The following is a 19,049-nucleotide window of genomic DNA, read 5'->3' on the forward strand; positions in this document are numbered from 1 at the left end:
ATTTTTGATCTTACCCTATTGGACTTAGGCTTTAACTACTTTTGTTTTAGCCGTGCTTGCTTTTGTCGTACTGGCTTTTGCCTTACTCACTTTAGCGCTGGTCGCGCTGTCATCTTTGGGCGCTTTTGCTACTTTAGGCTTAGGCTCTTTTTTAACAGCTGCCTTTTTAGTCGCTTTAGCCGGCACTTCTTCTACAGCCACTTCCTCAATCACTGAATTAAGCTCTGGCTCAGAGGATGCCTCTAGCATAGCTTCAACTGGATTGCCTTCGCTTGGCGCTGGCGCGGTTGTAGCACCCATTTTTTCAAACACAGCAGCAAAGAAACCATCGGTATTATGTAAGTGTGGCAGCAGTTTTAGGTAATCACCTGTATCCAGTTCAATTTGCTGCTGCGCCAAAATTTCGGCGGCATTCAGCAATTTAAAATCAGGGTGCGTAGCTAAGAACTGCTCTGCAATTTTCTCGTTTTCATCACTAAGCAAACTACAGGTGGCATAAACTAAACGGCCACCAACTTTGGTTAGCTTAGCTGCGCGTGCCAGAATATTGGTTTGTTTAACATTGAGCTCAGCCACATCTTCTGGCGTTTGGCGCCATTTCAGATCAGGGTTGCGACGTAGCGTGCCTAAGCCGCTACATGGCGCATCTACCAGCACGCGGTCAAATTTGCCATTTAAGCGTTTTAATTTAGGGTCAGTTTCGCTGCTAATGACTTGTGCGTTCAAATTGCTCAAGCCTGAACGTTTCAAGCGCTGCCCTAAATTATGTAAGCGCTTTTCAGACACATCAAACGCATAGATGCGGCCAGTATTGCGCATGAGCGCGCCTATCGCCAGTGTTTTGCCGCCAGCACCAGCACAAAAATCCGCCACCATCATGCCGCGCTTGGCAGCAACCAAATGTGCCAATAGCTGACTGCCCTCGTCCTGCACTTCGATCTTGCCTTCAGTAAACAATACATGACGGCCAATATTCATACGATTTGGCATACGAATGCCAAGTGGTGAGTAAGGGGTTTTCGTCACATTGGTTTCACCCGAGGTATTTTCGGCAATAAACTTGGCCAGCACTTCGTCGCGTGTGCCCTTGATGGTATTCACGCGTAAATCTAACGTGGCTTGCTCGTGCATGCTACGCGCAATAGTTAAGGCTTCAGCCTCACCGTATTGGGCCACCAGCTTATCCCACAGCCAATCGCGCACGTCTGCCTGCACTGCCAATGGCAAATTGTCGGTAGATTTGGCTTTAATCAAATGTGCCCACTCTTTTTGCTGCTCATTTAGCATAGGCTCTAACTCGCGAATGCTCATGCCTTGCACACGTAATAACCAAGCTAAAATCAGCTTACGTGCGTCATCTGGATCGTTCTCATCGTTGGCAGTAACTGTGCTTAAGAAACGTAAGCGACGCAATACGCCGTACACGCTCTCTGCCACAAATGCGCGCTCTTTGGTACCTAGGTCACGGTTATTACGGAAAAACTCACTTAACTTCGCATCAGCAGGGCTACTAAACGTCAGTAGATTAGATAAAACGATTGCAGCTTGCCGAATTAAATTAGGCGTCATATTGATTCTCTTTGTATATTCTTAAAATTACTTATATTTTTAATTACTTGGTAAATAGCCTAGCCATGAGGCATACGTTAAACAATGCCACTACTATTGTTGGATACGCAACTCGGTTAAGGTTTGTTCTAGCTTTTGTCCATCTTCGTCTATCACCAGAATACGCGCTGGTACGTAACTCTGCTCTGTCGCCAGCCATAGGTCTTTGGTTTCTGCGCCCTCGTGTTCAGTTGGTGTCAAATACAGGGTTTTATACTGCACGCCAGCACAATCTATGGTTTTGAGGTCAGCACTTACTTTGTAGGCATACTGTTTCAGTTTTTTGCCGGTTGTTAGCGGCACGGTAATCGTATTTTTCAACGAAGCGCGCATAAACATAAACTGATACGGATAGCTCGCTAAATCCTGCGTGCCAGGCTTGAGTGGCGAGGTTTCTTGCTCGCCCTTAATTGTCATCACCAGACTTTGTTTTGCCCAGTCGAAATCAGTAAATAATGATTTCTTTTTTTGGTTACCCTGATGCAACTCAAAATGGCTGGGTTTTAAGCCTTGTGCCGTGATTTCACCAGTACTAGTTAACTTACGCTCACCGAGCAAAGCGTACACACCAATACCTTTAGTCACACTTTCAATCTTATAAGTGTTTTTAGTGGTCGTAAACTGCTCATGCACATTAGCAAATGGGTCGCCATTTTTAGTCACCAAATATGTGGCGCTAATACTTTTCGGTATCGTAAATTTTGCCGCTGCCTCTTTCGGTGCTTTTGTCTTAGCAGCAACTGCTTGCGGCATGAGCGCCAGTACGCCCATGCTCACCACAAACGCTAAGCCCCATGCTTTGATTTGATTCATCACTAAAATTCCTTCATTTTAAGACACATCATGCTCAACGCATCAGCGCTGCTTTTGTTACACGACAAGCAGTTTTTCTAACGACTTTAACAACCAGACTAGACAACAATCGTAGGTGCTTCACCTGCATTTTGTGCACGAATGTGACCAATTTCAAACACGGTCTCACCTGCAGCCTCAAGTAATGCTTTCGCTGCTGCTGCGTTTTCTTTGGCCATGACAATTGCCATACCGATACCACAGTTAAATGTCTTGTACATTTCGCTCGGCACGATATTGCCCTGTGCTTGCAGCCATTGGAACAGCGGCGGCAACTCCCAGCCTGACGCCTGAATTTCAGCAGTTAAACCTTCAGGCAACACACGTGGAATGTTCTCGGTAATACCGCCACCGGTAATGTGCGCCATACCTTTAACCGGCATTGCCTCAATCAGTTTCAATAATGATTTCACATAGATACGCGTAGGCGCCATCACCACGTCTTTGAATTTTTTACCGTGGAAGTCAGATTCAAAATCAATGCCTGATTTTTCAATCAGTTTACGAATCAGCGAATAGCCGTTTGAGTGTGCGCCGCTGGAAGCTAGGCCCAACACTACGTCACCCGCAGCAATGGTTGTGCCACTGATCAAGTTGGCTTTATCTACGCAACCCACGGCAAAACCGGCTAAGTCATACTCACCGGCAGGGTACATACCTGGCATTTCTGCAGTTTCACCGCCTACCAATGCACAGCCAGATTGCTCACAACCTTCGGCAATGCCTTTAATCACTTGCGCTGCAACACCAACTTCCAGTTTGCCACAAGCAAAGTAATCTAGGAAAAACAGTGGCTCTGCGCCTTGCACTAAAATGTCGTTTACACTCATGGCTACCAAATCAATACCCACGGTATCGTGCTTGTTCAGCTCAAACGCTAATTTAAGCTTAGTACCCACGCCATCAGTGCCAGAAACTAAGACTGGTTCTTTAAATTTTTGCGGCACCGCAAACAATGAACCAAAACCACCAATCCCGCCTAATACTTCTGGGCGCATCGTGCGTTTGGCAAACGGCTTAATTTGTTCAACTAATGCATCACCCGCTTCAATATCCACTCCGGCATCGCGGTAGCTAATTGAAGTTTTATCTGAATTATTGGCGCTCAAGGGGGTTCTCGCTTTCTACAAAAATTGTGTTCTATCGTTATAATGCTATTTTAACCGAAATGCTTAGTTATCTGAAATGTTGAAGGCCGGAAAACACTGGCTTTTACAAAACAGTCACACTTTACTGAAAGCGCAGAATGAACAAACACACAAATACCGCTTGGCTAGTCGCGGTTTTATCGGTTGTTGGCATCATTTACCTGCTGGGCCCTATCCTTACTCCATTTTTAATTGCGGCCATCTTGGCTTACATTGCCAACCCCTTAGTCAATAAGATTGAAGCAATTCAATGCAATAGCATCGCAAAAAAACTTTCATTCAAACCTAGTCGCACCATCGCCACCGTGTTAGTTCTAGTGTTGCTGTTCGCGGTGCTGACTATCATTTTGCTGATCATGATTCCACTGCTGCAACATGAGTTTGTGCAGTTATCACAGAAGATTCCTGCGTATTTAAATACCGCAAAAACCAGCCTAGAACCTTGGCTACAAAAGAACTTTGGCATCAGCACCGAGATCGATCCAACCCAGATTCAAGCTATCCTTACCGAAAACTGGAAAACTACCGGCAACTTTGCCAAGAATATTGCGCTGAGCTTAAGCAGCCACGGCATGACCATTATCGGCTGGCTAGGTAATGTGGTGTTGATTCCGCTCGTGCTGTTTTATTTGCTAGTAGACTGGAATATTTTGTTACAAAAAATCAGCACTTTATTGCCGCGTTCACTGATAGGCAAAACGCAGGAAATTGCCGCTGATATTGATGCTGTACTCGCCGAGTTCTTACGTGGACAGCTGACCGTGATGCTATTGATGAGCGTTTTTTACGCCACTGGTTTATGGTTAGTCGGCTTGGAGTTTGCACTACCTATCGGTATATTATCCGGCTTATTAGGCTTTATTCCATACCTAGGCTTTGGCTTAGGCCTAACATTGGCAGCCATTTCCGGCGTATTACAATACGGCAACCTCAACGATCTCATTCCGGTGCTGATTGTGTTTGGCATTGGGCAATTGGTGGAAAGCATGGCACTCACACCATGGTTGGTGGGCGACCGCATCGGCCTGCACCCGCTTGTAGTCATTTTTGCACTGATGGCTGGTGGCCAATTATTTGGCTTTGCCGGCATACTACTGGCGCTGCCCGTATCGGCCGCGATTGCCGTCGGCTTCAGGCACGCCAAACAAAAATATCTTAGCAGTCACTTTTATTTAGGTTAGCAGCATGCATAGCACGGAGCATCATTACAAATCCCCGACCAAGCAACTATTGCTGGATATTCAGCCACTGCCACCACCTAGCTTAGATAACTTTATCGAGGGGCAAAATGCAGAGGCACTTTTCAGCCTAAAGCAAGCACTCACTCACGCCGAAGAGGCGCGTTTTATCTACCTATGGGGTGCACAAGGCAGCGGCAAGTCACACCTGCTACAAGCCTGCGAACGCATGGCTCGACAATCTAATTTGCCGCTATTTATTGCAGATGACACGCATACACTAGATGAAGCTGCGCAAATCGCACTGTTTGACCAATTCAACCAGTTGCGCTCCTCTGGCGGCATCCTGATTTCTAGCGGCATTGCTGCCCCTATGCAAATGAACCTGCGCGACGATTTAGCCACCAGATTGGCATGGGGGTTGGTTTACCAACTGCACCCGCTCACCGATGAAGAAAAGGCACAAGCACTGAGAACGCATGCCACAGAACGTGGCATGAAGTTGCCGGATGAAGTGGTGGAGTACTGCCTGCGCTACCTGCGCCGCGACTTGCCAACTCTGATGGCCGTCTTGGATGCGCTGGATGTATGGTCACTCACCGAGAAAAAACCGGTGACCGTACCTATGCTCAAGAAACTGTTACAGCACAACCTGCAAGCCTAGCTTAACGCCGGCTTAGGTACGTATATTTGGGCAATGAACGCTCACCTTAGCAAAGCTAGCCCAGCGCAATCATGGCATTTTTCGCCAGGCCCAACATGCTGTAAAATCACACCCCATTGGCAGATAAACACTCCCCTTATTAAAGTGACCACACATGTTACGTATTAGTGAAATAAAACTCCCGATTGAGAACGCACAATCCTTAATCCACCAAACAGACGAAATTAAAGCCGCTTTGCTGAAGCGCCTGGAAATTGCGGGAAGTGATTTAATTCATTTTGAGATTTTCAAACGTGGCGTAGACGCGCGTAAATCACATGCCATTTTGTATGTGTACAGCCTGGATGTAGAGGTGAAGAACGAAGCAAAAATACTCGCCAAGTTCCGCAAAGATGCACACGTTAAACCAGCACCAGATACCAGTTATAAATTTGTGGCAACTACCGAGGTAGCACCGCAGCTAAGGCCTGTCATCGTGGGCTTTGGCCCAGCTGGCATTTTTGCCGCTCTTATCTTGGCGCAAGCCGGTTTCAAACCTATCGTATTGGAGCGCGGCAAAGAAGTACGTAAGCGCACACAAGACACATGGGGCTTATGGCGTAAAAGTACGCTCAACCCGGAGTCCAACGTGCAGTTTGGCGAAGGTGGCGCCGGTACGTTCTCAGACGGTAAGCTTTATAGCCAAATTAAAGATCCTAAGCACTATGGTCGCAAAGTGATTCAAGAATTTATCAAAGCCGGCGCGCCGGAAGAAATCATGTACGTCAGCCACCCGCATATCGGTACCTTCCGTTTGGTGGGGATGGTAGAGGAAATGCGCAAAACCATCACCGAGCTAGGTGGCGAGATCCGCTTCGAAAGCCGTGTGGATGATATCGTGATTGAAAATAATCAAGTGCAAGCCGTGGTGTTGCAAACCGGGGAGCGCCTAGCAACCAACCATTTGGTGTTGGCAGTAGGCCACAGCGCACGCGATACGTTTGAAATGGTGCACCAGCGCGGCATTTACATTGAAGCCAAACCGTTTTCGATTGGCTTCCGTATCGAACACCCGCAATCTATTATCGACAAAGCCAGATACGGCAAGAGCTACAGTGAGGACTTACTCACCAAGCTAGGCGCAGCCGATTACAAACTTGTACATCATGCAAAAAATGGCCGCTCAGTTTACAGCTTCTGTATGTGCCCTGGCGGCACTGTGGTTGCCGCAGCATCAGAACCTAACCGCGTGGTGACTAACGGCATGAGTCAATATAGCCGTAATGAGCGCAATGCCAACGCGGGCATAGTCGTAGGTATCACGCCAGAGCAAGATTACCCTGGCCATCCGCTGGCAGGGATGGAACTACAGCGCCAGTTGGAAAGCCAGGCATTTATCGCTGGCGGTAGCAATTACCATGCGCCTGGCCAGCTAATCGGTGATTTTCTGCAAAACCAGCCCTCTACGCAGTTTGGTGAAGTCACTCCGTCTTACAAACCAGGTGTACACCTCACCAACCTGGCATCGGTGTTACCAGAATTTGCCATTACCGCGATTCGTGAGGCTATCCCGGAGTTTGCCAAACAGGTCAAAGGCTTTGACTTAGCTGATGGGGTACTGACCGGTGTAGAAACACGCACTTCCTCACCCATCCGTATCAAACGTGATGACGACAGCTTGGAAAGCATTAACACCAAAGGCTTATATCCTTGCGGCGAAGGTGCTGGCTATGCCGGTGGCATCTTGTCGGCTGGTGTGGATGGCATTAAAGTCGCAGAGGCAGTGGCGCTTAGTATTATCGGTAGCCAGCATTAACGGCGCCTGAATATTATCTGAAGCTAAGTATTATCAGCCTTCAGGCATTACCGACGCTCACTAGCAGCGGCATCAATACAGCCACTTTCATACTGCATCAGTTGGGCGTACACTGAACACTCTGACTTCTGTGTCAGTGTTCACTCAAGGAGCTGCATGATGAAAGCTAACATTTGTGGAGCCGAACGTGTCGTGCGTATTATTGCAGGGCTTGCTTTAATCGCTTGGGCATTATTTGCAAACGGCCCAGTTTGGGCTTGGATAGGTGTGGTGCCGCTAGTGACTGGGCTGATTAACTTTTGCCCTGCTTACGGCATGCTTGGTATTAGCACCTGTAAAACCAAACATGAATAAATAAAAAAGGCGGCTGAAAAGCCGCCTTTTTATCGCTAGTTACTGCTTAATCCCAGCTATTGCCTAATTAAGTAATCAAACGCACCTAATGAAGCTTTAGCCCCCTCACCCATGGCAATAATGATTTGCTTGTAAGGGGTAGTTGTCACGTCGCCAGCAGCAAACACGCCTGGCAGCGATGTTGCGTTATGGTGATTCACTTCTACTTCGCCGTACTTACTCAGGTTTAAAGTACCTTTTAACCAATCGCTATTCGGCACTAAACCAATCTGCACAAATACACCATCCAACGCCAAATGCTTAGACTCACCTGTGACGCGGTCGGTATACGTCAAGCCATTCATCTTGTTACCATCGCCCGTCACCTCAGTGGTTTGTGCGCTGGTAATGATGGTCACGTTATGCAAAGAACGTAATTTCTTCTGCAACACGGCATCGGCTTTTAACTCGGTATCAAATTGCAGCAAGGTCACATGGTCAACAAAGTTGGCCAAATCAATCGCTGCCTCTACCCCGGAGTTACCACCGCCGACTACTGCCACTGGCTTGCCTTTAAATAACGGACCATCACAGTGTGGGCAATAAGCCACGCCTTTGCCACGGTACTCTTTCTCACCAGGCACATTCAACTCTCTCCAGCGTGCACCGGTAGCCAGAATCACCGATTTACTTCTTAAGGTAGCACCGCTCTCCAGTTTCAGCTCGATTAAATCTTCGTTTTTGTTGCCATGCTTGCCTGGCTCAGTGAGTGAAACCGCACGCTGCAAGTTTATGATTTCTACATCGTAGCTTTTTACGTGCTCTTCCAGCGCCATTACTAGTTTTGGCCCTTCGGTTTCCTTTACCGAAATAAAGTTTTCAATGCCTAAGGTGTCCATCACCTGCCCGCCAAAGCGCTCGGCAACAATACCAGTGCGTATGCCTTTACGTGCCGCATAGATAGCCGCAGAGGCACCCGCAGGGCCACCGCCCACGACCAACACGTCAAAAGGCGCTTGTGCATCTAGCTTTTTCGCCTCACGCGCCACCGCGCCAAGATCGATTTTTGGCAGGATTTCATCTAGTTCCATACGGCCTGCGCCAAACACCTCACCATTTAAGTAAATGGTTGGCACGGACATAATTTCTCTTGCTTTAACTTCATCCTGATACAGCGCACCATCAATCATCACATGGGTGATGTTGGGGTTAATCACCGCCATCATATTCATGGCTTGTACTACGTCTGGGCAGTTATGGCAGCTCAGTGAAATATAAGTCTCAAAATGGAAGCTACCTTCAATCGCTGCGATTTGCGCAATTTTTTCTGGCTCTAGCTTCATCGGGTGACCGCCCGTATGCAATAGCGCCAACACTAAAGAGGTAAACTCATGACCCATAGGAATACCAGCAAAACGCACACCGACCGCTTTATTTGCTTCGGCATGACCTGCACCACGCTTTACAGCAAATGATGGTTTGCGCGCATCATCCTCCATCGTCAGCGTAATTTTGTCTGACATGCTGGTGATTTCCTCCAGCAGCTCACGCATTTCCTGTGCGGCTGGTGTTTCATCTAATGACGCAGCCAACACGATAGGCTCACGCAACATCTGTAAATAGGTTTGCAATTGGGTTTTGATACCAGTTTCTAATGCCATGATTGCTCTCTTCTTTAAATTCTTTTAGTTTGGTGTGACGTAACACAACCAACGCTACTTAAAATAAAGGCATTATCTTTTGAATAATGCCCTTGTTATTTCACTGCGCTAAGAGATGTTTGCTCGTTAGCGCAGTACTGCTTTGCTTACAACAATAATTAGATCTTACCTACTAGGTCTAATGATGGTGTTAATGTTTTAGCACCTTCTTGCCATTTAGCTGGGCAAACTTGGCCTGGGTTAGCTGCTGTGAATTGTGCAGCTTTCAATTTACGTAGTGTTTCTTTTACGTCACGTGCGATTTCGTTGCTGTGGATCTCTACAGTTTTGATCACGCCTTCTGGGTTGATCACGAAAGTACCACGTAATGCCAGACCTTCCTCTTCAATATGCACGTCAAATGCACGTGTTAATTTGTGTGTAGGGTCGCCCACTAATGGGAATTTTGCTTTACCCACAGCTGGTGATGTTTCGTGCCATACTTTGTGTGAGAAATGCGTATCAGTTGTCACGATGTACACTTCTGCACCTGCTTTTTGGAATTCAGCATAGTTATCAGCAGCATCTTCAACTTCAGTAGGGCAGTTAAAAGTAAATGCTGCCGGCATGAAAATTACCACAGACCACTTACCCTTCATGCTTACATCGCTCACTTCAACAAATTTACCATTGTGGAAAGCTTCGGTTTTGAATGGTTGTACTTGTGTATTGATTAATGACATCGTTCTTCCTATCTATTGATTAAAAAAATGGTTAATAAAGCGATCAATTCATGGTTTGAATTATAAAGACCGAAAATTAATAAATCCAATATATCATTCTAATGATATTGATAAATTAAATTTATGATAAAACTATGCTGCCGTACTTTGATATCGTGATTTACAATGAATATAGCCTAAACTGCATCAAGCTCTCCGCCACCTTAAACCGAGGTAACGGCAATACTTTGTGTGGCGCTTTCACCTAAATTATCATGCCACGTCACTTCTACCACATCACCTAACTTGGCCCCCTTTAATCTAAAGGTTAAGTAGGGATTCTTAGCAATGCCCGTACCCCACTGTGCCTCGATTACCTGCTTGCCATTTAAGGTAGCCGTCAACAACTGCACAAAATGTGCAGGCACTAATTGGTCATGGTCATCTTTTCTGCGCCCGGTTTCCATGGGGTGACTCATCAACACCTTCACTTCAGTGTAGTCACCCTTCAGTTGGGCGCGCATTTTCATGTTGCTATCCATGTAAGCTCCTAAGTACGCGATAGTATGCTGTGGGGATTACCACTGCGTGAAACAAGATCGCCCGCATCCATGTTAGCCACAGCCATTTTCTAGCACCGTAATATTTTTACTGCGTGTGAAATATTGCGTGCCAGCCTTTACGACGACTTTCAGATCTGAGGTTTCTGCCATTTTGATGCGTGTAATCACAAATGGCTCAGCGCCATTACTGAACATAAAATTGGCAATCAGCGGCGTAGGGTTATGCTCGACTAAAATCGCAATCGCCTCGGTATTCTCAATCTTACTTTGCACTTCCACCTGCACAATGGCACCATTCTCGGCACGGTCGGGCGCGATAATCACGATATCCTGCGAGGAAATCTCGGCATTAATATTTAAATACTTGCTGACATCGTTGATTTTCACCGCTTCAAACGCAGGCTTATTCCATAATGCTGCCCATAGCTTGAGCGGCGCTAACGCAATCAGTGTCAGCATACCTAATAAGAAACTTCTACGCTGCATATCACCCCCTACAGTTTTGCCTTTTTGTCATCGCCCATCATTTGCCTAAGCTGCCTTAAGCGCGCCTCCACAATGGATTGCTGATAAAAATCACCATCGTTTGCTTTCGCCGCCAAATCCATCTGCTCAATAGCACGCGCCAGATCATATTTCCTAAAATAAGCCTCGCTCTGCGCCTGGTGACTGAGCAGCACTTTATGCTGCATAGTGTAAGCCTTGGCCAGCAAGTCATAGAAATATGCGTCATTTGGGTACAAACTCTGTTTAGCCTTAACTAACTGTATCGCCGGCTCTGCCTGCCTGGTAGCGAGGTAGTGCTCGGCATAACCATAAATCAAGGCACGGCTATCCGGGAAACTTCTTAAGCCTGATGCATATCTTTCTGCAGCGGCCGCGGGCTTATCTCTAGCCACTTCTAAACGGGCGGCCAAGCTTGCAATCATGGGGTGTGGCGCGGCATTTTTCTGCAGCCAGGCCAGCTCTTTGTCCGCCGCTACCCATGCGCTTTTACGTAACAACGCTACCGTTAGACCGTAATGCTCTGCCGCAGCATTGGCATAACGCTGCTCACGAATATTCTGCTCAAATAAATCAATCGCCGCCTGATCGCCCCCCAACGTGGCTCGTAGCTTAGCTTTTACGTACTGAAACTCTATGCTATCGCGCACTTGCTTATAGTGCATCTGCTCTACACGGTTAGTCACATCCGCAATACGCTCTGAAGTTAAAGGGTGGGTACGTAAAAAGCTAGGTGCGTTACCCTCGGCAAAGCGCGAACCGCGCTGCAGGGTTTTAAAAAACTCTGGCATGGCGCGTACATCAAAACCGCCCGAATCTAAAATCTGCAAACCGATACGATCCGCCTCACGCTCGTGCTCTCGTGTGTAATCGAGCTGATTTTGCACGCCTATGGCAGAAGATGCCGTGAGCGCTCCCGTCGCCAGCTGCGGGTTAGACCTTGCCACCAGCAATGCTAACGCAATACCAGCCAAGTTCTTAAATGTATCGTACTTTTGCGAGGCCAGCATACGCGCCAAATGACGCTGTGTTACGTGGCCGATTTCATGCCCAAGCACACTGGCCAACTCAGATTCACTATTCGCGGCAAGTATCAAGCCGGTATGTACCCCAATCACCCCGCCCGGCATAGCAAAGGCGTTGATGGATGGGTCCTGCACCACAAAAAAGTTAAAGCTCTGCCGCTTGTCCGGGCCATTCGCCACTAACTTCCCACCTAAGCTTTGCAGGTAATCAGTGACTTCCACATCATTTAATACTTCATCGCTCACCGCCACCTGGCGCAAAATCTGCTCGGCAATTTCTTGCTCCTGCAAAGGTGAAAGCACCGTGGCAGAAACATCGCCCAAATCTGGCAATTCATTGGCTACTGCTAGATGACCATGCGCAACGGCTACAACTAATAATATAATGGCTAATAATCTAATGGTAGGTAAAGTTAATTTCATCATTACTATGATAACGTTTGTAGTTGAATGTTTCATAATTCTGCGCAAATTATCCGCCATCAGCCCAAGCAGTTCAACACGGCAACACCCTAAATACCGAGACACTCAAAATGACCAACCCACTTACCCACTTTGATCAACACGGCCAGGCACATATGGTCGACATCGGAGAAAAAGCTGAAACGCATCGTATTGCCATCGCCAGCGGCCACATCAGCATGCTGCCAGCGACCCTGGCCCTGATTCAATCCGGTACCAGCAAAAAGGGGGATGTACTTGGCATTGCCAGAATCGCCGCGATTCAGGCTGCAAAGAAAACCTCAGACCTTATCCCGCTATGCCATCCCATTTTCCTCACGCGCATTGCGGTGAGTTTTGATGTAGATGAAGCACTATCCAGCATCAACTGCACCGTTACCACTGAAACTTATGGCAAAACAGGTGTAGAAATGGAAGCACTCACCGCAGTGAGTGCTTGCTTACTCACCATCTACGACATGTGTAAGGCAGTAGACAGAGGCATGGTGATTGCGGATATAAAACTGCTAGAAAAACAGGGCGGGAAGTCTGGACACTGGATTGCCGAGAAGTAAGCGTGTCTTATCAAGCGCAAACTTGTCAAAACCATATCCACTAAAACCAGACTCGGGGTGAACGTTTTATTCAGTTGATACCTGAAAAAATAGCTTGATCAACACCACGCAAAACAGGCTATGCCTTTATTTGGCATAGCCTTTAGCTAGCATTAATGCGGCTTTAATTGCTCATCACCGGTGACTGGCTCCGTGCCTTTTACATCACCCTTATATTTTTCTTCACTAAAGAACAGCGGGAACAGTAACGGCAACAACAACAGGGTGAAAACTGTAGCGGTAACTAGGCCGCCGACAATCACCACCGCGAAAGGACGCTGCGTTTCTGAGCCGATGCCGTGCGACAGTGCTGCTGGTAGCAAGCCCAAACCGGCCATTAGCGCGGTCATCAGAATCGGACGCAAGCGTACCACCGCACCTTCCAGCACAGCTTCTGCGATGCTACGGCCTTCTAACAGCAGATGATTAAATTGCTCCACCATAATGACGCCGTTTTGTACCGATATACCGGCTAGCGCAATAAAACCCACCGCCGCCGAAATAGATAGGTGCAACCCAGCTAACGCCAAGCCGGCAAAACCGCCGATCAAGCTGAACGGAATCATCAACAACACAAGCAGTGCGTTGCGCACCGAGCGGAAGGCGCCGAATAACACCACAAAAATCAGCATTAATGAAAGCGGAACAATCACCTTGAGGCGCTTGATTGAGCGCTGTTGGTTCTCGAACTGACCACCCCAGGTCATGGTATAGCCCGGTGGTAGCTTGACTTGCTCCTTCACCTTGGCCATCGCTTCTTTTACAAAGCTACCTTGGTCACGGTCTATCAAGTTGGCTTTGATTGCCACAATGCGAGAAACCCCTTCACGCGCCACGCGTGATGCGCCTTGCTTAATCGTGACATCAGCCACTTCCCCTAAAGGAATCGTGCCGGCGTTATTGGGTAAGGCAATTGGCAGTTCGTTAATATCATCCAACGAGTCGCGGTAATCTCTGGCCAAACGTAGCGTGACATCAAAGCGGCGGTCGCCATCATAGAATGTGTTGGTCGTGGTACCGCCCAATGCCGTTTGCACTGAAGCATTCACATCATTCACGTTCATGCCGTAACGTGCCAGCTTTTGGCGATCTAAAGTAATATCCAGTTCCGAGTTACCAGAAATACGGATAGCCGCCACATCGGTAGCACCTTGCACCGAATTGAGTACAGTGGCCACTTGGTCTGATTTTTCTTCCAGCACTGCTAGATCCGGGCCAAATATTTTGACGGAAATCTCGCCTTTAACACCAGACAAGGCCTCTTCCACGCTATCTTGAATCACTTGCGAGAAGTTGGTTGGAATACCCGGAATTTGATGGATCTTGCTGGAAATATCAGCAATCAGCGCCTCTTTATTACTAAACTTCCAGCTGTCTTTAGGTTTTAAGTCCGCCAATATTTCAATATTGTTGGGGCCTTTAGGGTCGGTACCATCATCAGGCCGCCCAACATGACTTACCACCAAATTCACTTCCTGATAGCTGGTCAACACGCTGCGAATATTGCGTTCAATTTCCTTGGTTTTTTCTAAGCCGGTAGAAGGTGGCATGCTGATGGTGAGCCAAATATTGCCTTCATCCAGCTTGGGCAAGAACTCTGAGCCCAACAATGGTGACAACACCAAGGACAGCACCAGTAAAGAAACGGATGCCACAATCACAGGGATGCGTACCTTCACCACCTTGAGCAGGGTGCCACGATACCACTCTTGTGCGTTATGCATCCATGAGCTGTGTTTTTCAGCCATGTCGGTGCGCTTCATTAAGTAAGACATGAGCGCTGGCACTAGGGTGAGCGTGAGCAAAATTGAGCCTAGCAAAGCAAAACTCAAGGTAAACGCCATGGGCGAGAAGATTTTACCTTCTACGCGCTGGAACGTGAAAATCGGCAGGAAGGCCAGAATAATAATCACTTTTGAAAACAGGATAGGGCGTCCCATTTCAATCGCCGTATTTTTGAGCGTGGTAACACGCCATGAATGCGTGCCGTGATGGGGGAACTCATCTACTTTCGCCAGTGACAGTTTCACCATAAGTGCCTCCACCAGCACCACCGCACTGTCGATAATAATACCGAAGTCCACCGCGCCTAATGAAATCAGGTTAGCAGAAACGCCGCGTATATCCATGACGATAAAGGCAAACAACAGCGACAGCGGAATAATTGCCGCCACGATAAGCGCGGCACGCCAGTTACGCAAAAAGATGATAAGAATCGCCACCACCAGAATCGCGCCAACAATCATGTTTTCGGTCACGGTGTGTACGGTGTGGTGAATCAAGCTAGTACGGTCATAAAAAGGCCGGATTTTCACACCCTCTGGCAACTTGGCATTTACCTCGTCCACCTTGGCTTTTAAGGCTTCAATCACCTTAGCCGGATTCTGGCCTTTGTTCATCAAGACTATGCCTTCAATCACATCATCCTGATTGTTAAAGGCCACGATACCTGAGCGGAAACGATTGCCTATCACCACTTCGCCTACGTCTTTCACCAAGACAGGTTTGCCTGCACTCGATACAATCACCGTTTCGGCAATGTCATCCAGCGAGCGGTATAAACCTAATGAACGCACAACCAGCGACTCATCGCCCCGGTGCATGAGGCCGCCACCTACATTGCTACTGCCGTTGTTGAGTGCCTGATTAACTTGATCGATGCTGAGGTTGTACTTCTTGAGCAGGTAAGGGTCCAGCTTGATTTGGTACTCTTTGACCGCACCGCCAAAACTAGTAATATCAGCAACACCGGGCACCGTTCTCAACACTGGGATAATCTGCCAGTCCTGAATAGCGCGCACCTCGCGCTGCGGCATATCTTTAGGCGCCTCTACCAAGAAGCGGTAAATCTCACCCACCGCCGTAGTGAGTGGAGCTAGCGTAGGCTGGTAACCCGGTGGCAGACTGACGGCCTGCAGTTTTTCCAGCACTTGCTGACGGGCAAAATAGTCATCGGTCTTTTCAGAAAAAGTCAGTGTCACCACCGATAAGCCGGTAATAGACACCGAACGCATTTGCGACAAATTCGGCACACCACTCATCCCATGCTCAATCGGCAGCGTCACCACACGCTCCACCTCTTCTGGTGCCAAGCCTGGCACTTGCGTCACGATACCGACATGTACGTCCTCAACATCAGGAAAAGCTTCAATTGGCAGGTTCTGCACCGAGACGATACCGGCGACAATGAGGATAAACGTTGCAATCAGTACAAAGGTACGTTGTTGCAGCGAAAAGGTAATGAGTTTTTCTAGCATTATTTATCCGCGGCCAGCTCTGAGTTAATCAAAATAGCGCCTTTAGTGACCACGCGCTCACCAGCTTTGAGGCCTTCTTTAATCGTGGCGTAATCACGCCCTTGTAAATCTAACGTGACACGGCGTTTTTGAATATGGCCATGACTGGTTTCAACGAATACAAAGCTATACAGGCCTTCTGTAATCAGCGCACTATTAGGGATGCGAATGACTTTTTGCTGCGTCATATTAAGCGGGGTAACTTTGGCGTACATTTCTGGGCGTAATTTGCCTTTGCTCTCTACCGAGCAACGCACTTGCACGCGACGGCTCACCGGATCCAGCATGGTACCCATAGACTGTACTTTGCCTTGAAACTCCTCATCAGGATAAGCATCCACCTTGATACTCAAGGCTTGGCCTAGGCTGACTTTGCTAAGATCGCGCTCTGGCAAGTCAATAATTGCCCAAAGATGATCTGGGTTGGTAATAATAAAGAGCGGGTTAGGTGCATCGGGGCGCACTTCATTACCGAGGTTGACCTGACGGTCTACCACCATGCCTGCCATCGGTGCTTTCAGTATAAAACTTTCATTGCTGCTAGCGTGGTCAATGCCCAAGTTGTGTAAGCGTGATTTGGTACGCGTAGCCTCAGCTTGAGATTGCGCCATATCAGCTTGTACTGCCTCATACTCTTTGTGCGCAATCACGCCACCATCTAACAGCAGCTTACTGCGCTCTAGCGCTTTTCTTTTAAGGTCTAAATCAGCCGTTGCCTTGCGGTAATCAGCCACAGCAGAGCCTAGGTCTGGCGAATCAATCGTCAACAGGGCCTGGCCAGCCTTTACCCTATCACCTAATTGCACCTGAACTTTGATGGCACGCCCTAAGACTGGGGAACTGATGCGTGAAGTATAGTTTTCATCAAAACTGATTTTGCCATTCAATGGCTCAGTGGTGGAGGCCAGTACTTCAACCACTGGCTCAATTTTTAAATTAGCATCTTGCGCAGAGTTTTCTTTTAAAATTACTTCGTTTTCGGCTTTGGCATGTGGCGCGGGCTTGGGGCCGGCCAAGAGTGGGGTCGGTAGCACGATAGCGGCTCCAACCAAGAGAACTGTGAGTAAAGAGTTGAATCCGTGCTTCATGTGCTTACCTTATGAATACTTAATTTTGATAATCTTCTGTTTTTATTGCCGCTTGCCATGCTGCCAGTGCCTTTGCATAATCAGCGTGGGCGGTGGCGGCATCTAGCTGTATTGAACGCAGTATACGGCGTGCATCCAGCAAGTCCGTGATACCGGTAGCGCCGTGGTTATAGGCGAACTCGGCAGCATCTGCGGCTTTTTGTGCTTCGGTCAAAATTTGCGTGTCAAAACGATTAACTTTTTCCAAGGCTGCATTTAAATCTGCACGGGCACGTGAAATCTCACTCACCGCGGAGGCTCGCGCCTGCTGTTTTGCTTCCAGCGCCGATGTCAGATCTACTTCCGCTTTGGCAATCTCACCTTGATATTCATAATTGGTAAATAAAGGGATAGTAATCGCTGCCCCAATGGTATTCGTGTCAGAACCTGGCATTTGTCCGGGAAAGCGTTGATACTGCAGCGCAATATTCACATCGCGCGTTTTTAAGGCATTGGCGAGGCGCTGATTCTCTTCTGCTTGCCTAGTCCGTGCATCAGCCGCTAATACATCAGGGCGGGCATCCACATCTTGCACCGTACTGACAGCCTGACTCAGTGCCGGCCAGCCATCTTGCGCATACAAACGCGCGGCCTCATTTTCCTGCCCCATCATATAAGCCAGGTTGGCTTGCGCCTTTTCGCGGTTGGCTTTTGCCTGGCGTATGTCATTTTGTATTTTTAGCAAATCTACGCGCATTCTGGCTACGTCGCTCGCAGCAATATCCCCGACTTTTAATCTGAGCTCAGCTGCCTGAATGGCTTTTTCGTAGGAAGCACGATTGCTCGCAAGAATTTTCTCCGTTTCTTGCGCTAACACTAAGTCGTAATAAGCATCATTGAAGCTCAATAACAGTTGACGTTCCGCATCTTTCAAGTCGTAATTGGATGCTTTAATCGCATTCTTAGCAGACGCCATACGTAGCTCGCGCTTATCGCCGCGCTCTATCCACTGGCTGACCTGCACGCTGGAGTTAAGCGTTTGATCCGATAGGCTGTTGCTGCCATTTTGGTTTCTATTACCAGCGGAGCGATTCAGGTTAAAGCTGGAAACACCAACGGACAAACTAGGATTAGGCTTTTGCGAAGCCGTGATGGCGTTAGCTTCAGCCCCTTGTACCATGCGCCTCGCGGAAGTCAGCTCTTTATTATTTGCTTGAAATAGTTGCCGGGCTGCGTCCAGCGTTAGATGTGCCAAATCAGTTTCGGCATAGGCAGTGGGTACATTACTCAAAAAACCGAGCACAAGGAGATAAGCAACTTTTTTCAACATTGTTATTCGCTATGATTATTTTTTAGTCAAATTTAGGGGATATCTTTAGCTGTTTGGAATCAGGTAGGACGCTTAATTGACTATAAGGTGTAAGAAAAATTCCATGGATGTATTAAGTGTATCCATTAACTCCTGATTTGTATCTAGCTTGTATCAAGTGCCCGCATTAAGTTTAAACTTAAGCTCAACGCGACCAAACACATACCAAACTAAAGCCAAACCATAAATGGCAGCACAAAAATAACCCCGCAGTATATCCTACCCCGCCA

At 47.8% G+C, this 19,049-nt stretch carries 16 protein-coding genes; 5 read left to right on the plus strand and 11 right to left on the minus strand.

All coding sequences use genetic code 11. The features are described from left to right. Positions 1-24: 24 nt before the first annotated feature. The 3 genes from MMOL_RS11230 to purM all read right to left on the minus strand — a co-directional run bounded on the left by MMOL_RS11230 (position 25) and on the right by purM (position 3,569). A complete protein-coding gene (locus MMOL_RS11230; RefSeq protein WP_015833157.1) occupies positions 25-1,569 on the minus strand; it encodes an RsmB/NOP family class I SAM-dependent RNA methyltransferase in 1,545 nt (514 codons plus the stop codon). Positions 1,570-1,662: 93 nt separating this feature from the next. Then, positions 1,663-2,421: a DUF3108 domain-containing protein gene (locus MMOL_RS11235; RefSeq protein ID WP_015833158.1), complete on the minus strand. Its 759-nt coding sequence runs from the start codon at positions 2,419-2,421 to the stop codon at positions 1,663-1,665. Positions 2,422-2,519: 98 nt separating this feature from the next. After that, entirely contained in the window at positions 2,520-3,569 is a 1,050-nt protein-coding gene (gene purM / locus MMOL_RS11240; RefSeq protein ID WP_015833159.1) for a phosphoribosylformylglycinamidine cyclo-ligase, read from the minus strand. A 137-nt stretch (positions 3,570-3,706) separates the two neighbouring features. Between purM and MMOL_RS11245 the strand changes: the two genes are divergently transcribed. From MMOL_RS11245 to MMOL_RS11260, 4 genes are all read left to right on the plus strand, one after another. Then, a complete protein-coding gene (locus MMOL_RS11245; protein WP_015833160.1) occupies positions 3,707-4,789 on the plus strand; it encodes an AI-2E family transporter in 1,083 nt (360 codons plus the stop codon). Positions 4,790-4,793: 4 nt separating this feature from the next. Beyond that, positions 4,794-5,450, plus strand: coding sequence for an HdaA/DnaA family protein (locus MMOL_RS11250; RefSeq protein ID WP_015833161.1), 657 nt, complete (start codon positions 4,794-4,796; stop codon positions 5,448-5,450). 154 nt (positions 5,451-5,604) lie between these two features. Continuing rightward, the gene (locus MMOL_RS11255) at positions 5,605-7,245 is read left to right on the plus strand and encodes an NAD(P)/FAD-dependent oxidoreductase (RefSeq protein ID WP_015833162.1); all 1,641 of its coding nucleotides are present in this window, start codon (positions 5,605-5,607) and stop codon (positions 7,243-7,245) included. A gap of 156 nt (positions 7,246-7,401) precedes the next feature. Then, positions 7,402-7,599 carry a YgaP family membrane protein gene (locus MMOL_RS11260; protein WP_420794738.1) on the plus strand — a complete coding sequence of 66 codons (198 nt, stop codon included), beginning with the start codon at positions 7,402-7,404 and terminating at the stop codon, positions 7,597-7,599. 56 nt (positions 7,600-7,655) lie between these two features. Here MMOL_RS11260 and ahpF read toward each other — a convergent pair whose 3' ends face one another. The 5 genes from ahpF to MMOL_RS11285 form a co-directional block, all read right to left on the minus strand. Further along, positions 7,656-9,239: an alkyl hydroperoxide reductase subunit F gene (gene ahpF / locus MMOL_RS11265; protein WP_015833164.1), complete on the minus strand. Its 1,584-nt coding sequence runs from the start codon at positions 9,237-9,239 to the stop codon at positions 7,656-7,658. A 158-nt stretch (positions 9,240-9,397) separates the two neighbouring features. Beyond that, positions 9,398-9,961 carry an alkyl hydroperoxide reductase subunit C gene (ahpC, locus tag MMOL_RS11270; protein ID WP_015833165.1) on the minus strand — a complete coding sequence of 188 codons (564 nt, stop codon included), beginning with the start codon at positions 9,959-9,961 and terminating at the stop codon, positions 9,398-9,400. Between the two features lie 203 nt (positions 9,962-10,164). After that, positions 10,165-10,482 (minus strand): thiosulfate oxidation carrier complex protein SoxZ, encoded by a 318-nt coding sequence (gene soxZ, locus MMOL_RS11275; protein ID WP_015833166.1) that lies wholly within the window; start codon positions 10,480-10,482, stop codon positions 10,165-10,167. Positions 10,483-10,554: 72 nt separating this feature from the next. Further along, entirely contained in the window at positions 10,555-10,989 is a 435-nt protein-coding gene (locus MMOL_RS11280; RefSeq protein ID WP_015833167.1) for a thiosulfate oxidation carrier protein SoxY, read from the minus strand. An 8-nt stretch (positions 10,990-10,997) separates the two neighbouring features. Then, on the minus strand, positions 10,998-12,458 hold the full coding sequence (locus tag MMOL_RS11285; RefSeq protein ID WP_420794739.1) for a beta-barrel assembly-enhancing protease: 1,461 nt from the start codon (positions 12,456-12,458) through the stop codon (positions 10,998-11,000). Between the two features lie 107 nt (positions 12,459-12,565). On the opposite strand from MMOL_RS11285, the gene moaC reads away from it, so the two are divergent. After that, the gene (gene moaC, locus MMOL_RS11290) at positions 12,566-13,048 is read left to right on the plus strand and encodes a cyclic pyranopterin monophosphate synthase MoaC (RefSeq protein WP_015833169.1); all 483 of its coding nucleotides are present in this window, start codon (positions 12,566-12,568) and stop codon (positions 13,046-13,048) included. A 152-nt stretch (positions 13,049-13,200) separates the two neighbouring features. Here the strand turns inward: moaC and MMOL_RS11295 are convergent, their stop codons facing one another. From MMOL_RS11295 to MMOL_RS11305, 3 genes are read right to left on the minus strand one after another with little or no spacing between them, the layout of a single operon-like run. Continuing rightward, positions 13,201-16,344, minus strand: a complete 3,144-nt coding sequence (locus MMOL_RS11295; RefSeq protein ID WP_015833170.1) for an efflux RND transporter permease subunit — start codon at positions 16,342-16,344, stop codon at positions 13,201-13,203. Further along, positions 16,344-17,471, minus strand: coding sequence for an efflux RND transporter periplasmic adaptor subunit (locus MMOL_RS11300; RefSeq protein ID WP_015833171.1), 1,128 nt, complete (start codon positions 17,469-17,471; stop codon positions 16,344-16,346). The genes MMOL_RS11295 and MMOL_RS11300 overlap by 1 nt, the downstream gene beginning before the upstream one ends. Before the next feature lie 19 nt (positions 17,472-17,490). Continuing rightward, positions 17,491-18,741 (minus strand): TolC family protein, encoded by a 1,251-nt coding sequence (locus MMOL_RS11305; protein WP_238524380.1) that lies wholly within the window; start codon positions 18,739-18,741, stop codon positions 17,491-17,493. Between the last annotated feature and the right edge of the window lie 308 nt (positions 18,742-19,049).

It is taken from the genome of Methylotenera mobilis JLW8, assembly GCF_000023705.1.
In the GTDB taxonomy this organism is placed as follows: Bacteria; Pseudomonadota; Gammaproteobacteria; order Burkholderiales; family Methylophilaceae; genus Methylotenera; species Methylotenera mobilis.